The 14,723-nt window shown below is 53.5% G+C and carries 14 protein-coding genes; 10 read left to right on the forward strand and 4 right to left on the reverse strand.

The window, feature by feature from the left end; all coding sequences use genetic code 11:
* Positions 1-164 precede the first annotated feature (164 nt).
* Positions 165-1,214 carry a hemerythrin domain-containing protein gene (locus tag OSC10802_RS0106270; protein ID WP_017715931.1) on the reverse strand — a complete coding sequence of 350 codons (1,050 nt, stop codon included), beginning with the start codon at positions 1,212-1,214 and terminating at the stop codon, positions 165-167.
* Between the two features lie 700 nt (positions 1,215-1,914).
* Between OSC10802_RS0106270 and OSC10802_RS38890 the strand changes: the two genes are divergently transcribed.
* The 4 genes from OSC10802_RS38890 to OSC10802_RS0106290 all read left to right on the forward strand — a co-directional run bounded on the left by OSC10802_RS38890 (position 1,915) and on the right by OSC10802_RS0106290 (position 5,284).
* On the forward strand, positions 1,915-2,487 hold the full coding sequence (locus tag OSC10802_RS38890; RefSeq protein ID WP_017715932.1) for a COP23 domain-containing protein: 573 nt from the start codon (positions 1,915-1,917) through the stop codon (positions 2,485-2,487).
* A 15-nt stretch (positions 2,488-2,502) separates the two neighbouring features.
* Positions 2,503-3,369: a S1 family peptidase gene (locus tag OSC10802_RS0106280; RefSeq protein WP_017715933.1), complete on the forward strand. Its 867-nt coding sequence runs from the start codon at positions 2,503-2,505 to the stop codon at positions 3,367-3,369.
* Between the two features lie 42 nt (positions 3,370-3,411).
* Positions 3,412-4,797 carry a S1 family peptidase gene (locus tag OSC10802_RS44015; RefSeq protein ID WP_017715934.1) on the forward strand — a complete coding sequence of 462 codons (1,386 nt, stop codon included), beginning with the start codon at positions 3,412-3,414 and terminating at the stop codon, positions 4,795-4,797.
* Positions 4,798-5,029: 232 nt separating this feature from the next.
* A complete protein-coding gene (locus tag OSC10802_RS0106290) occupies positions 5,030-5,284 on the forward strand; it encodes a UPF0175 family protein (RefSeq protein ID WP_017715935.1) in 255 nt (84 codons plus the stop codon).
* A gap of 155 nt (positions 5,285-5,439) precedes the next feature.
* On the opposite strand, the gene OSC10802_RS0106295 is transcribed toward OSC10802_RS0106290, so the two are convergent.
* A complete protein-coding gene (locus tag OSC10802_RS0106295) occupies positions 5,440-6,990 on the reverse strand; it encodes a serine/threonine-protein kinase (protein WP_017715936.1) in 1,551 nt (516 codons plus the stop codon).
* 94 nt (positions 6,991-7,084) lie between these two features.
* Complete coding sequence (locus OSC10802_RS48975; protein WP_155967418.1) at positions 7,085-7,288, reverse strand: hypothetical protein; 204 nt, start codon at positions 7,286-7,288, stop codon at positions 7,085-7,087.
* Between the two features lie 485 nt (positions 7,289-7,773).
* Here OSC10802_RS48975 and OSC10802_RS0106305 point away from each other — a divergent pair, with 485 nt between their 5' ends.
* From OSC10802_RS0106305 to OSC10802_RS0106330, 6 genes are all read left to right on the forward strand, one after another.
* A complete protein-coding gene (locus tag OSC10802_RS0106305) occupies positions 7,774-8,124 on the forward strand; it encodes a slr0373 family blue light stress response protein (RefSeq protein WP_026098217.1) in 351 nt (116 codons plus the stop codon).
* Between the two features lie 108 nt (positions 8,125-8,232).
* Positions 8,233-9,741: a stress-responsive protein Ycf46 gene (ycf46, locus tag OSC10802_RS0106310; protein WP_017715939.1), complete on the forward strand. Its 1,509-nt coding sequence runs from the start codon at positions 8,233-8,235 to the stop codon at positions 9,739-9,741.
* A gap of 135 nt (positions 9,742-9,876) precedes the next feature.
* The gene (locus OSC10802_RS0106315) at positions 9,877-10,230 is read left to right on the forward strand and encodes a DUF1257 domain-containing protein (protein ID WP_017715940.1); all 354 of its coding nucleotides are present in this window, start codon (positions 9,877-9,879) and stop codon (positions 10,228-10,230) included.
* Between the two features lie 335 nt (positions 10,231-10,565).
* Entirely contained in the window at positions 10,566-11,690 is a 1,125-nt protein-coding gene (locus tag OSC10802_RS0106320) for a 3'(2'),5'-bisphosphate nucleotidase CysQ family protein (RefSeq protein ID WP_017715941.1), read from the forward strand.
* A 225-nt stretch (positions 11,691-11,915) separates the two neighbouring features.
* Entirely contained in the window at positions 11,916-12,599 is a 684-nt protein-coding gene (locus tag OSC10802_RS0106325) for a Crp/Fnr family transcriptional regulator (RefSeq protein ID WP_017715942.1), read from the forward strand.
* Positions 12,600-14,405 (forward strand): M61 family metallopeptidase, encoded by a 1,806-nt coding sequence (locus tag OSC10802_RS0106330; protein ID WP_017715943.1) that lies wholly within the window; start codon positions 12,600-12,602, stop codon positions 14,403-14,405.
* A 110-nt stretch (positions 14,406-14,515) separates the two neighbouring features.
* On the opposite strand, the gene OSC10802_RS54100 is transcribed toward OSC10802_RS0106330, so the two are convergent.
* On the reverse strand, positions 14,516-14,723 hold a 208-nt coding region (locus tag OSC10802_RS54100; protein WP_232731630.1), incomplete at its 5' end, for a hypothetical protein.

Below are 14,723 nucleotides of genomic sequence, written 5' to 3' on the forward strand. Positions count from 1 at the left end.
TCTACTAGCAAGTGAGATGCCTTGTCCATTACTGAGCTGTCTATTGCTATAGCTAGTTTATTAGAAGTCAGGTATCAGGACAAAAGTCCCACCACTGCAGTGGTGGGAGTGTCTTGCTGCCCTCAGGTTTGAGACTGGGCTATCGCAGCTGGATTAGGTTGCAGCTATCTCATGGAACTCCTGGAACTCATGGAAGCTGCCATTTGCTCTTGCAGCTGGCTCTTAACGCGCTTGAACTCGCTCGCCATCTGCCGCTGCTGCTCGTCGCTGAAGTTGTCGCGGATGATGGGGAACATCTCGTTTTCTTCTTGGTTTTTGTGGTGGTGAACCATATCCCGCAGCCGGCTGACATTGGTTTTGAAGTCGGGTGCGGAGGGGTTCAGGGACCGCATTTGCTCCAGCATCTGCTTCATGTCCGCTTGCTCGGAGTACAGCTCTTGGGTTTTGTTATAATAGCTGCGGACAGCTGGGTAGACGACTTGCTCTTCAGCGTTGGCGTGTGCGCTCAGGTCTTTGTAGAGCTGGCCGAAATATTCTTGGATCTTTTGTGCGTCGTCACTCCGCTCAATTTCCATGAATAGAGTGTCGGCTTTGGTGTGATCCATGCGGATGATATCGCGGATGCTCATTTCGTCGGCGCTGCGCGTCACCGCACTGCCGGCAATCCCCGTAAAGGCGGCGATTGCATCTTGAACTCGCGCCCACAGCCCCTGATCTGGCTCTTGACCGGTGAGTTCGCGGGTTCCGAGAATTTCCAGGATGCCTTTCAGCTGCTCTTGGTGAGCCCGGTTTTCAAAGTTAACCGTATTCAAGGGAGTGATCGCGGCTTCAATGTCAGCACCGGCAACTTGCGCTGCTTTGTGGATCAGCAACCCGCCCATCGTTTGCTTGTGCTTGAGCAATTCATGCTCAGCAACCTTTTCATAGAGACTGTACTCAGAACCTTGCATGATGTTCTGAGCTTTCTCAATGAACTGCTGCGTTGTGTCCTTGGGCTGTCCCTTCACACCGTACTGAACGATCACGGTTTCCAGAATGCCCAGATTTTTCCGGTCGTCTTCCAGCATGTCGCGCACGCGATCGCGAATTTCTTGGTCGCTGCAGGCGCTCATCAGATATTCTTCATTAGATATCAGGAGGTTTTGCAGCGCCTTCATATCTTCCAATTTAGACGCGATAGCAGTGCGCTTGGCGTCTTCAAGGGTAACAGGCATGTCGGTTCTCCTCTTGAAAGGACTTTTTTTATCAGATGCTCTTTCAGCTTAATTAGACGCTTTCGATACACTCATCCGCCTTGCGGCAGATTTGTGGCGATCTCAGGAGGTAGAACCGCAACCCCACCCGTCACCGCCGGCACTTTATAACACTTGGAAAAATAATGCCAAACTTTAACATTTATTTAAGGATAACTGAAATGGCCACAGCTTTGCCGCCGGCTCTCTATCTCCGGGAAGAGTCTATTTGTAAAGTAAGCGTTTCTCATCCTTTGTGAGGTACTGAGAAACCCGGTTTCTTTAAGAAACCGGGTTTCTGGGCCATAGTTCATCCAACTGAGAAACGCTATATGTAATAACACACGGCCTGTAGGGTCAGCCCCCCCCACGGAGACTGCCCCGGTTTCTCACTCCCTCACATTTCTTCACAAACACTTTCTAAGTATTTCCGCTGGCACCCGAGGGGCGCGCCTGCCGGTTTGCCGCAGGCGCTGGGAGCGTCCAACTGCTGTAAATAGGATCTTTAGGTGCGTGACGCGCCCGTTGCAAGGCACCCCACTTCTGCCCGTATGCTCGCGGTGCCGGCATCCCCAACGCCCCAGGCGCGTCTCTGTAAAATTACTGATGTGGGCTGTACCATACTTATGAGATAATTTAGGGCGGATAAAATTTAACTGGTATTAGGGGAGTTGGCACAATCGTGAAAGTCCAGTTATTGGGGCGACGGTTTACGCTTGCTGTGGCGTTAGGCGCAACTGCTACCATCGCGGTAGAGACGGGATTCATCGCGTCTGTAGCTGCTCAGCAGCGCAATACGTTCTACTGCGGCACCTGGGACAAGGCACCGACAACCCTCATCCGCACCTCACGGGGAAACGTGCCGGTGATTAGCTGGACTTCCAACTTTTTCCCGCCGCCTTTGACTCCCCAGCAGCGCTGCGAGATAGTTTCTCAGCGATTCCAGGAATTCTACAACCAAAATAAGCTCAAATATATCATAACTGGCAAAATGAAAGGTCAGCCCGTGGTTTGCGTTGCCAATCGCAAAGACGGTGACTGCGCCGGCTTGCTATTTACCCTCAAACCGGGGAGCGATCCGCAGCTCACTCTCAAAAGACTTTTAAGTGACCGGGCTCTTGCTGCCGGTAATGCCCTCAATGAAAGTACAGGGGAACAGCTTTACATCAATATGGAAGAATTTATGAAGACAGAGCTGGCTGATGGAGAGAGCGCCCCCAGCGCTGGGCCGGCAGAATCGGGCGACACTCCCTAGTTTACTAACTCAGAGATGAATTGGCGCTTTCTCGGGTTGCAACCTGTGACTCTCTGGCGGATTGCCGGTGCCTTCAGTTTAGCAGTGGCGCTGACAGCGGCAACACCGGCGGGTGTGTCTGTCCCCAACGTGACACCGGCACCCCCTCAATCCCCCGCAACGGCTTCGCAGCAGCTGGCCAAATCCATCACCGTCAAGGTACTCTCATCATCAGAATCCGGTTGGGGTTCAGGAACCCTAATCCAGCTGCAAGGGGACGTTTACACTGCAGTGACAAACGAGCACGTACTCGTTGCGGGAGATCCGCCCTATCGCATTCAAACCCCAGATGGGAAGATACACCCAGCTACAGTAAAGTTGCGGGGGGCGTCTTTCCAGGGGAACGATTTGGCTTTGCTGGAGTTTCGCAGCACCGGCACGGTTTATCCGGTGGCGAAGCAGGGGGCGACACCGGCACCGGGGGATGAAGTCTTTGCCGGTGGGTTTCCCTTTTCCTATGAGGCGTCGCTTCCCCCCAACTCCCCCGCAGGGATAGAGGGGTTCAAATTCACCGCCGGCAAAGTCTCCTTAGTTTTGGACAAAGCTTTGGAAGGGGGATACCAGCTTGGATACACCAATGATATCGAAAAAGGCATGAGTGGGGGGCCGGTGCTCAATCGTGCCGGTGCGCTGGTGGGGATTAATGGCATGCACGCCTATCCCCTGTGGGGCGATCCGTATATATTTCAGGATGGCTCGGAGCCAACCCCACAGATGCGCGAGCAAATGATTCCCCTGGCTTTCGCAATCCCGGTGGGGACATTTACCAGAAGTCTTCAGGCGGACATGGGAAAGCCCGCACGCAAAGAAAGCCGGTTTGACAAAAGCGTCAAAAACAGGTAAATAGTAATTAGATTTATATTTGGGAGTGGAGGAGAGGGAGAGATGAGGTTTTCTTACGGACTGCCGGTGGCGCTAGCCGGTGCAGTGGCGACTGCAGCACTGGTGCAGCCTTATATTGCCTTGGCAAAGACATCACGTCAGGTTGCCGGGATTGCCAACGATATCACGGTGTTAATTGAGGGGCATCCATCTTCCGGCCCTTCCTCTTTCGGTTCCGGGGTGATTGTCGCCAAACAAGGGAAGACCTATACTGTACTTACTGCCAAGCATGTGGTAGAAAATAAGAATAAAAAATATAAAGTTGTCACCTTTGACAGCAACGGAAATCCAGATACCAAGGACGGAAATCCAGTCAACTACAGCACCGTCAAACCAATGGACGGTGTGGATTTAGCTGTATTGCAGTTCACCAGCGATAAAACATACGGTGTCGCCAGTCTTGGCAATTCCGCACAAGTAACAAAGGGCACACCAGTTTATGTTGCTGGGTTCCCCAAACCAGGAATAGAAATCAAAAAACGCGACTTAGCTTTCAAAGAAGGAATTATTTCAAGGCGCTCAAATACGCGAGATGGTTACGATTTAATCTACGACATCCCCACACGGGAGGGGATGAGTGGGGGGCCGGTTCTGGATGAGGAGGGAAAGTTAGTTGGCATTCACGGACGCGCCGATGGTGATAAGCTTGACTCAGGGGAAGTGGTTAAGAATGGCGATAATTTGGGTATTCCCATCAATACCTTTTTGACCTGGGCATCGCAAATCGAACTGCCTTTGGGTTCAGCAGCGCCTGTCGCTCAGCAACCCAGCTCACCCCCTGCGCCACCCCCCTCAGCAGCAACCGCTCCTCCCGCCTTGCGCTGGGGGTATCAAAATGTTAATACCGGCATTTATGAGTGTTTAGACCAAGCCTATAGCATCATGCAGAAGGACAGCTTCAAGAACTTAAATTACAATAAAGAAGATTTATTTGTCTCAGGGATAGCTGGCAGTTACGCCGTTGATATTAGCTGCAAGTCAGGATATTCGGCGATAATCGTTGCCGGGCCTGATAAAAATACAGCTGGGCTGTGGTTAGATAGATTCTGGAAGGCTATGGCACCCTATCGTGTAAATCTGCCACCGCGTCCCGCTAATGCACCGGCATCACCCGCAACTCCCCCTCCTGCTTTGCGGTGGTCGTTTCGGGATAACAATATGAGCGATGATGAGTGTGTGAATAAAGCCTACCGCATCATGCAGCGAGAGGGACTCAGAAATCTCACTAAAAAGGGTGATATTACAAAGCAATACGTTTCAGGGTTTGCTGACAAGTACGCTGCAGATATTAGCTGCAACACAGAAGATTGGATGGTGGTGGTTACGGGAGCGGATAAAGCTACGGCTGGGCGATGGCGCGATAAATTGCGGGATGCTATGGAACGGTGAAAGCCCTCAGGTTGGGACACCGGCAGGCCATCAGAACCTGTACCAGAGGCCGGCGATATCGCCTTTGGCGGGAAGAGGGGCGAACATTTCCCCTACCCGGAGTGCGTCCCGATTTGGCAGCGGAAGATGGGGCGAGGGAGAGGATAAATTTTTATCCCTTGCCCGCCACGCTCCCCCCTGACTGACTGTATAATATAAACGTCAGCCTTTCATTGGGCGGGAGGAAAACCAGATGAGTTTGCAACTTAATATTCCTGATTCTATCCTGCAGGCCATCCCGCTGCCAGAAAAACGGATGGAACAGGAACTTTTGAAAGAATTGGCGGTTGCCTTATATGCCGAAGAGCTTCTCTCTTTTGGCAAAGCCCGAGAATTAGCTCGGATGAGCTATTATGAATTCGCGCAGTTACTGGGAGAGCGAGGCGTGCGCCGGCACTACGGCGAGGAAGCATTTAAGGACGACCTAAATTATGCCAACCGTGAGTAATATAGCAGTAGCCAGTTAGGTTAGGACGTAGGACAGACGTCTCGCCTGTCCCTATCCCTACTAGTAAGTCAGATGCCCTGTCCTTAACTGACTGTCCATTGCTATACCTCGCCACTCTTAAACGCAGTGCGATTTTCCGTCGGCTCGCAAAATAGTCACTCGATCTCAACTGAATCAATCATCTTTTGCGCCACCGGCAGAAACTGTAGGTATTTCTGTTCCTCGGCTTCATAGGTGATCACATAAACCTTATTATTTCTCACCGCCCACATCTGCATCCGCTTTAAATTCTGTTTCCCATCCCTGCCGGTGTAAACCACTTGATACCCTGAACTGTTCCCGATATTCTGGTCTTTCAACTCTATTATAATATTGGCATTCGGCACAAACTGGTAGATTGCCTTCAGAGCCTCTTTTGTGTATTGCTGCTCCGTCACCGGCTGTCCCGAAAAATCCTGAATCTCGACACTCAGGTTTTCCTGAAAGGGATCTCCCGCCCCCTCTTTTGGTGAGGAGAACTTCACTCCCGTGCCGGTGATGGGATTTGTCGTTTCCTCCTTTGTCCAATTTTTGGGATACTTTATCTTTATCCCAGAGTTGGGGTCGTTATAGGTCAAGCGTGAAAAATCCAGCACCGAATCCAGCCAATCCTTAATCTCTTGCGGAAACAGCGGAATGAGCGCCACTGGGAGAGCGGCGAGGACACCCAATAGAGCAATTAATATCTTAATTTTGTGTTTTGGTTTCAAGTTCTTCATGGGTGAGGGTGATGTGAAGGGTTCAGTTCCAGACTGGGGTGCCGGCACCCTACCCGCCGGCGGTGCCGGTGATGGCGCAGCAGGGTTCACCGGCACCCGGGACAAACCCTCGACCGCTCTCAGCGCTTCTACTGCTGTGGGGTAGCGCTGCCGGCAGTCTTTGCGCACCATTTGGTCGATAATACCTGCAAGGGCGTCGCTCACTTGCGCCCGGTTGCGCCAGACGATCTCACCGGTAGCCGGTTCTTCCGCCAATCCGCCAGATTTCGGATCTGGATTTAAGCCGGTGAGTGCTTGAATGGCAATCACCCCCACCGCATAGACATCGCTGCTGAATCTGGGTTTGCCGTTGGCTTGCTCGTCTGGCATATAGCCCCGTGTGCCAATCGCAACGGTGCTGGTGACTTCCCCCTCAGGGGTAACTGACAGGTTTGTGATTTCCTTGACAGCGCCAAAGTCAATCAGGACTATTTTGCCGTCAGACTCCCGCCGGATCAGGTTTGCCGGCTTGATGTCCCGGTGGATCGCCCCGTGCCGGTGGACAAAGGCCACTACCTCCAGGATGTCCCGCAACAGGGCGATCATCTCAGCCTCGCGCAGGGGCGCTGCGGCACCCCCCTTTCCGCCGGTGGCCAGTTCCTGGCTCAAGTCATTTCCGGGGATGAACTCTTCTACTAAATAGAACTGCTGGTTTTCCTCAAAGTGGGCCATCAGTCGGGGGATCTGTTCGTGAGAGCCCAGCCGGTGCAGGATTTCCGCTTCTTGGTTGAATAGCCGTTTTGCCGTCTGCAGGACAAATGGATCGCTCGACTGGGGCTGCAGTCGCTTGACGGCGCACTGGGGATGGCCAGGTAAGTCCCAGTCTTCTGCTAAATAGGTCTGGCCAAATCCCCCGCTGCTGAGTTCTTTAATAATGCGGTAGCGCCCGCGCAGTATTGTGCCTCGCACCGGCTTCCCCCTGCATCACCGAGTTGTCGATCCTGATTTTGCCACAGATGCCGGTGCTCGACCACAAGACCGGCTCACCTCAAAGGCAGCGCATCTATATATATATAAGTGTCAGACTCGCCAGCGCCTGGGATGAACCCGCCTGTTTTTTCGCCGCCTCCTCCCACACGGGGTTGGGGGGTTGGGCGTAGGTTCGCGGTTCACCGGCTTCCCGCGCCATCCCCGCGCTGTCCATCCTGATTCTGCCACAGATGCCGGTGCCCGACCGCAACACCGGCTCACAGGAAAGGCGGCGCATCTATATATATAAGTGTCAGATTAGCCAGCGCCTGGGATGAACCCGCCTGTTTTTTCGCCCCCTCCGCCCCTACAGCGTGGGAGCGGGTTTCTCGTTGGCCCATCCCCAGCCCGCCGGCACCCCATGCCCGCAACTCCCATCCCTAACTGATTGCCGTCTGCCAGCGCCGGTGCTGGGCCACCGACTGCCGGTGATATTGCTTTTGGCTCTTTACTTAGGCTTCTGCCGTCAGACTAAAAACGCAAAAGCTTTTCTATTTAAGCATCTCAGACTTAACCATCACAAATTTTAGATATACTAATCAAACAAATATTGTGTTAGTTTGCTCTCCTCCGAGCCGGTGTGGCCCCTCTTGGCACCCCCTGCCAGCGGCTGAATTGTAAAGAAATATTACAATATACCGTCAAAGCGGTAAAACGGCTTGACAGCTCGGGAGGGGAGTCGCTATGGTTAATACATACCCGGGTACACCAATTCACAGTGATATGCAAGATAAGCAAAAAGTTACATTGTATCTGCCACCGGAACTGCATCGCCAGCTGAAGATTCGAGCAGCAGTGGACTGCGAACCGATGTCAGCCATAGCAGAGAAAGCAATCGTTTTCTACATGGCGCATCCAGAGGTAGTAGACGAGGTAGAAGCATCCTACGGTAAGACCCACAGGGTATATTCCTGTCCAGAGTGCTCTACTTCGGTTGTCCTGAGAGATGGGGAGATGGTTTCTCTGAAATCTCAGCCAGGAGTCCTCGCAGATGAAGGGCTGTCGGTGGAGAGAGTGTCAAAGGTAAATTCCAGCTCCACACAAGAGGGAGAGGAAGAATTGGTTCCCTGCTAAGGCTTCCTTTGATATCCCAAGACTAGCGCTGATTGTGCTTTCATGTCAGCAGCTAGGAGCAGCCGGCACAAGCAATGTTTGCAACCGTCTCTAAAAGGTCGATTGGTCATGAAAGAAGAGCTCAATATACTCATTCAAGCTCAATACCCTTTAATATATCTCGTGACCTCTGAGGAAGAGCGGGCAGAGCAAGCAATTGCCTCGATTGCTCAGAGCAAGCCCCAGCAAAGAATCTTCATTTGGACAGTCACACACGGTATAGTTGAATACGGTCAGCCACGCACCACCACGCAGCACAACACTGTTTCGCCAGAAGCGGCGATTGAGTGGGTGATACGGCAGAAGGAACCGGGTCTGTTTATATTCAAAGATTTACACGCATTCATCGACGCCCCAGTGACGACCCGATGGTTGCGGGATGCGATTGCCAGCTTTAAAGGCACGCAGAAAACCGTAATAATAATGTCGCCGGTGCAGCAGGTGCCCATCGAGCTAGAAAAGGAAGTTGTCGTACTGGACTTCCCACTGCCATCAATGGCGGAGCTCAATCAAGTGCTGTCCACCCAGCTTGCTGACAGCCGCAACCGCCGGCTAAGTACAGATGCGCGGGAAAAACTCCTGAAAGCCGCCTTGGGTTTGACGCGGGATGAAGCGGAAAAAGTTTATCGCAAAGCCCAAGTCACAAATGGTCGCCTCACGGAAGCCGAAGTAGACATAGTTCTCTCCGAGAAAAAGCAGTTGATTCGGCGAAATGGTATACTGGAATATATTGAAGAAGACGAAACCATTGATTCCGTTGGCGGCTTGGAAGAGCTGAAGCGATGGCTGAAGCAGCGCTCAAACGCATTCACAGAGCGTGCCAGAGAGTACGGATTGCCCCAACCCAAAGGGATGCTGATTCTAGGCGTACCGGGATGCGGCAAATCGCTGATAGCCAAAACGACCGCTCGCCTGTGGGGGCTGCCCCTGCTGCGCTTGGATATGGGGCGCGTGTATGACGGGTCAATGGTGGGCCGGTCAGAGGCAAACCTGCGGAACGCGCTGAAGACAGCGGAATCTATCTCGCCTGTGATATTATTTATAGACGAGCTAGACAAAGCCTTTGCTGGGAGTGCCGGTTCAGCAGATTCCGATGGGGGGACATCGAGCCGCATCTTCGGGTCGTTCCTCACCTGGATGCAAGATAAAAAGTCGCCGGTGTTTGTAATGGCTACAGCGAACCGGGTAGAGCGTTTGCCTGGGGAGTTTTTAAGAAAAGGCCGGTTTGATGAGATATTCTTTGTTGACTTGCCAACCAGCGAAGAGCGCCAAGATATTTTCAACATTCACCTGAGCAAGCGGCGTCGGGACATCGCTCGGTTCGATATCGAGCAACTGGCGAAAGTTTCCGACGGGTTCTCAGGAGCGGAAATTGAGCAGGCGATCATCGCATCGATGTACGACGCCTTCGCTCAAGAGCGAGAATTCACGCAGCTGGACATTATTGCCGCGATTAAATCAACACTGCCGCTGTCGAAGACAATGACAGAGCAAGTCACGGCCTTGCGAGACTGGGCCAGGCAGCGAGCGCGACCGGCTGCATCCTCCGTCGCCGAATATCAGCGACTGGAGTTCTAAAAGCTTTCTCCTGCTCCCAACAGGAGGAAAGGCTAGCAAGTCAATTGCTGGCGCGGTTACGACAAGTCGCACTGCGGCTTCATTCAAATCCAAACGTTGTCGAATCTCTCAAAGTCCAATTAGGAGGAAACCCAAATGTCTCACTTCAGCACCCTGCGCACCAAAATCACCGATGCCGAAATCCTGAAGGCTTCTCTGCGTGACCTGGGCATCACTGTCAAGACCGAAGCTGATGTTCGCGGCTATAATGGCCAACGGGTTCGTTCCGACATCGTGGCAGTTTTGGAAGGCGAATATGACCTGGGCTGGTCTCGCAACAGCGACGGTTCTTTCGACCTGATCGCTGACCTGTGGGGCGTTGCTAAGAAGCACAACCAAACCGAACTGATCAACTCCATCAATCAAAAGTACGCCGTTAACAAGACCTTGGCTGAAGTCCGCCGTCCCGGTCTGCAAAACGCCAACGTCAAGCTGGTCGTGCAAAAGTAATTAAACCGAGCGCGTTCCCAAGCTCGCGGGTTAACCGAATAAGGGGTTAACCCTTTTTTTTTGTCTATTCATCACAGGTCCCATTCCCATTCGGGGATGGGATTTTTTTTGCTCTCGCCTGGATGCTCGCACGTCCTGACAGATATAGCAGCCGTAATATAGCAGTGGGTCCTAACCAATAGGACTGCTACTATATATAATAAGACCCTCTCATCCCAATTTTGGATTTTAGAGGCGCGGATTTTGTATTTTCAAAAGCGGCATAAATGCCTTTTCAGATAGACTCAAAACTACTATCTATCTCAACTTAGTATTCTCCAAAGTTTGGATTTTAGATGCCCATATTTGGAATTGAATACGGCAGGAAAGCCTTTTCAGTCAGGCTAAACTGCCGCGCCGGCACAATCAAATTACAGTGCGTTCTGGCCGGTGAGTGGCGAGAAAGCCCGGTAGAAGTTCCTCAAACAAAGCCGGCACCGCCTCTGAATCGCATAATAGGGATGGGTGCTGTGAGAGCGCTGTCGCGTGCTTTTAGCATCACGCGGACGGTTGCCCGACCGGCGTGCGGGCGGTTCACTAAAAAATTTAGTATCTTTTGTCCTATGAAGTCTTTTACTCCCGAGTTAGACAGACAAATCCGGCGGTTGATGCGCGAGTGCGGCCAGCAAGCCGCACAAATGGCCACCCAGCAGTTTCAAGTGACCCAAAAAGGCCCTGCTGATTATGTCACAAGCATTGACCGCTGGCTGGACCGGCAGCTCTCCAGTGGCTTCGCACAGCTGTGCCCTGACGACGGGGCGATCACCGAAGAAAACGAGCAGTCCCGACAGGCATTTCACGCCGGCTACCGGCGGCTGTGGTGCATAGATCCCCTGGACGGCACCGAAGACTTCATCCAGAAACACCCGCATTACGCGATTATGATAGGGCTACTCTCAGACTACCAGCCAGTGGCCGGGTGGATCTACGCGCCGGCCTTTGACCGGCTCTACTGGGGCGGACCCGACTGGGGGCTGTTCCAAAGCTCTGGAGAAGCGCCGCCAGTGCCAATGGCAGCGCAGCAGCCCCCCGCACCCTCAGCATCCTTCTGTCGGGTCGTAATTGGCACCAAAGACCAGCGGAACTTTGGGGATGCGATCGCGCGAATCATCCCAGAAGTGGAATTTTATTCCCTGGGCAGTTTTGGCCTGAAAGTCCTGGAAGTCATCCAGGGGCGCGCCGGTCTTTATATCTATCTCAACCGCCGGGTCAAACTGTGGGACACCACCGGCCCTGTCGCTCTGGCCAAAGCTGCTGGGTTAACCTGCTGCGACTTGGAGGGCAAACCCCTCAGCTTTCACCCCGATGCCATTGACCCAGACACCTTGATCCACCACCAGCCCACAGTTATCGGTTGGCCACACTTCGTCGAGTCGCTGCTGCCAAAGATACAGGAGGCAGTCGCCGGCGTCTCCGCATAGGGATTTCCAGGACCTGACCCGCCCAAAGCCCTTCCCGCTGCCGCTTTGGGCGGCTTCTCCCCCGCGCCAGACAGCCCGTAAAGAATTCTGCGGGTTTTCCCTGACGCCAGGTGAGCGGGACTTTATCATCAAGAAAGAGCGACCATTCGCTGCTGCTTATACCAACCCAAGCCTTAGAGCTGTTGACTGCACCCTCTACCCAATCTTTTATCGTGACGTGCTCTCATGCAAACCGAAGCTTTTAGTGAGCTTTTCCCCCTTTTCAGCGCCGCCAATCCAGAGACACTGGAATGGCTGCTCTCCACTGCCGACCAGCGCGAATACCCAGCCAGCAGAGCCGTCTTGATGGAAGATGCCTGGGGCAATGCAGTTTACTTCTTAGTGTCTGGCTGGGTCAAAGTCCGCCGGCTCTCCGGAGACAGCACCGTGACGCTAGCAATCCTGGGTCGCGGCGATTTCTTTGGCGAAATGGCCATTCTCGACGAGTCCCCCCGCTCCACAGACGTGATTGCCCTCTCGCCAGTGAGACTGCTCAGCGTCTCCGCCAAGCGATTTATCCAAACCCTTTTCAAAGACGCCCAGCTGCACCACCGCATGCTGCAGCTGATGGTGCGGCGTCTGCGCATGACCAACTTTCGCTTCCAGCTGCGCAACCGCCCACCGGCAGTCAAGCTCGCCAACACCCTGATCTCCCTGGCGCAAAACTACGGTCAGCGAACCGACAGGGGAATAGAAATCTACAGCATCCCCTTCCAAGACTTAGCTGACGTGGCGGACATCACGATCGAAGAAACGGCCAAAATTATACAAAAACTCAAAGAAAAAGGCTGGCTCAAGATTGATGCTGACCGCCAGACCATGCATTTAGTAAATCTCAAACCTTTGACCCAGTTAGCTGGACACCTGTAAATGACAGAAGCAACCCAAGCTCCCCCCACCCGACTCCCCGCCCAAGCACCGGCCACTCACTACCAGGTGGCCATGCCCCAGCCAGAAAACCACTTGTTTGAAGTCACCCTGCTCCTGAGGGACTGGCACGCCCCCGTACTGGACTTAAAAATGCCGGTTTGGACCCCCGGCTCCTACCTGGTGCGGGAGTACGCCAAACACCTGCAAGATTTCTCGGCTGAAACCCTTGACAGACGCTCTTTAAAATGCTATAAGGTAGGCAAGAATCACTGGCAAATCCAAACCGCCGGCGTCTCGGAACTGGCGGTCCGCTACCGGGTGTTTGCCAGCGAGCTAACCGTGCGGACAAATCACCTCGACGCCACCCACGGCTATTTCAACGGTGCCGCCCTCTTCTTTTACCTGCCGGCATTTGAAAAGCAACCCATTCGCGTCACCGTCTCGCCGCCGCACCCGGAATGGCGCGTCACCACAGCCTTGCCCCCTGTGCCGGGAGAGCCCAACACCTTTTGCGCCCCGGACTTTGACACCCTGGTGGACAGCCCCTTCGAGATTGGCAAGCACCAGCTCTATGACTTTGAAGTTCTCGGCATTCCCCACCAACTGGCGATCTGGGGGCAGGGCAACGCCCAACCCGAGCGGATGATTTCCGATATCGACAAAATCATCCAAGTAGAAGCGGAAATGTTTGGAGGTCTGCCCTACGAGCGCTACCTGTTCCTGCTGCACCTGTCCTCTCAGGGATTTGGCGGTTTGGAACACAAAGACAGCTGTACATTAAATTATAACAGATTGGGCTTTCGCGCCAAAGATAAATACGAGCGCTTTATGCAGCTGGTGGCGCACGAATTTTTCCACCTGTGGAACGTCAAGCGCATCCGCCCGAAAGAGCTGGAAGTCTTTGACTACGAACAGGAAAACTACACGCCTTCCCTGTGGTTTTGTGAGGGCACCACGAGCTACTACGATTTGCTGATTCCCTTGCGCGCCGGCATCTACGATGCCAAGTGTTTCTTGGATCACTTGGGCAAGGAAATTACCCGCGTGCAGACCACACCGGGGCGGAAGGTTCAGCCGGCGAGCGAGTCGAGTTTCGATGCCTGGATTAAGCTCTACCGCCCGGACGCCAACAGCAACAACTCCCAAATTTCCTACTATTTGAAAGGGGAAATGGTGTCGCTGCTGCTGGATTTGCTGATTCGAGCGCGTCACGACAATCAGCGCTCGCTCGATGACGTGATGCGCGCCATGTGGGAGCGGTTTGGCAAATCGGAAATAGGCTTCACGCCGGCACAGTTGCAGCAGGCGATAGAGTCGGTTGCCGGTGCGGATTTGGGGCCCACTTGTTTGAAGGATTTCTTCGGGCGCTATGTTGACGGGACTGACGAGCTGCCTTTCGATGAGTATTTGGAGCCTTTTGGCCTGCGCCTGCAACCGGGTTACGAGGGCGAGCCGGTGCCCTTCACCGGCTTGACAGTTAAAGCAGAAAATGGTAAGCAGTTAATTAAATTTGTGGAGATAAACTCGCCGGCTCAGCTGGCGGGAATTGATGCCGGTGACGAGTTGCTGGCGATAGACGGCATCCGGGTGACGGCGGATCAGTTCAATGAGCGCCTCAGGGACTGCAAACCGGGCGAAACAATTGAGGTGGCGGTGTTCCACCAAGACGAATTGCGCGCCCTGCGAGTCACTTTGGATCAGCCTCGCCCCACTCGCTTCCAGGTGGTGCCGGTGGAGCGCAGGAAGCCGGTGCAGGAGAAAAACTTTGCCGGCTGGCTGGGGGTGTCGCTCTCGACGCTCGCATAGCCCTCTACTGCAAACTTTGGGCTGAAGCCCAACTACGAACCTTTGGGCTGAAGCCCAACTACGAACCTTTGGGCTGAAGCCCAACTACGAACCTTTGGGCTGAAGCCCAACTACGAACCTTTGGGCTGAAGCCCAACTACGAACCTTTGGGCTGAAGCCCAACTGCGAACCGCGCCTGGAAGGGGCTCAACAGTCGTTTCAAGTGAGGAGAAGAACCGATGAGTGTGGCTGAGGCTTCCCCGGCTATTCAGGAAACACCGACTCTGGATATAGCAGTAGCCATTTAGGGCGCGGACGTTGGACAGGCGTCTCGCCTGT

It is taken from the genome of Kamptonema formosum PCC 10802, from assembly GCF_000332335.1.
Lineage (GTDB): Bacteria > Cyanobacteriota > Cyanobacteriia > Cyanobacteriales > Oscillatoriaceae > Oscillatoria.

Bases quoted from the DNA above. Each gene is read 5' to 3' on its own strand.
- OSC10802_RS48975 (WP_155967418.1), bottom strand. From the start codon at position 7,288: ATGCGCCGCCTTTCCTGTGAGCCGGTGTTGCGGTCGGGCACCGGCATC.
- OSC10802_RS0106330 (WP_017715943.1), top strand. From the start codon at position 12,600: ATGACAGAAGCAACCCAAGCTCCCCCCACCCGACTCCCCGCCCAAGCA.
- OSC10802_RS0106290 (WP_017715935.1), top strand. From the start codon at position 5,030: ATGAGTTTGCAACTTAATATTCCTGATTCTATCCTGCAGGCCATCCCG.
- OSC10802_RS0106325 (WP_017715942.1), top strand. From the start codon at position 11,916: ATGCAAACCGAAGCTTTTAGTGAGCTTTTCCCCCTTTTCAGCGCCGCC.
- OSC10802_RS0106270 (WP_017715931.1), bottom strand. From the start codon at position 1,214: ATGCCTGTTACCCTTGAAGACGCCAAGCGCACTGCTATCGCGTCTAAA.
- OSC10802_RS0106305 (WP_026098217.1), top strand. From the start codon at position 7,774: ATGCAAGATAAGCAAAAAGTTACATTGTATCTGCCACCGGAACTGCAT.
- OSC10802_RS0106320 (WP_017715941.1), top strand. From the start codon at position 10,566: ATGCCCATATTTGGAATTGAATACGGCAGGAAAGCCTTTTCAGTCAGG.
- OSC10802_RS0106280 (WP_017715933.1), top strand. From the start codon at position 2,503: ATGAATTGGCGCTTTCTCGGGTTGCAACCTGTGACTCTCTGGCGGATT.
- OSC10802_RS0106315 (WP_017715940.1), top strand. From the start codon at position 9,877: ATGTCTCACTTCAGCACCCTGCGCACCAAAATCACCGATGCCGAAATC.
- OSC10802_RS44015 (WP_017715934.1), top strand. From the start codon at position 3,412: ATGAGGTTTTCTTACGGACTGCCGGTGGCGCTAGCCGGTGCAGTGGCG.
- ycf46 (WP_017715939.1), top strand. From the start codon at position 8,233: ATGAAAGAAGAGCTCAATATACTCATTCAAGCTCAATACCCTTTAATA.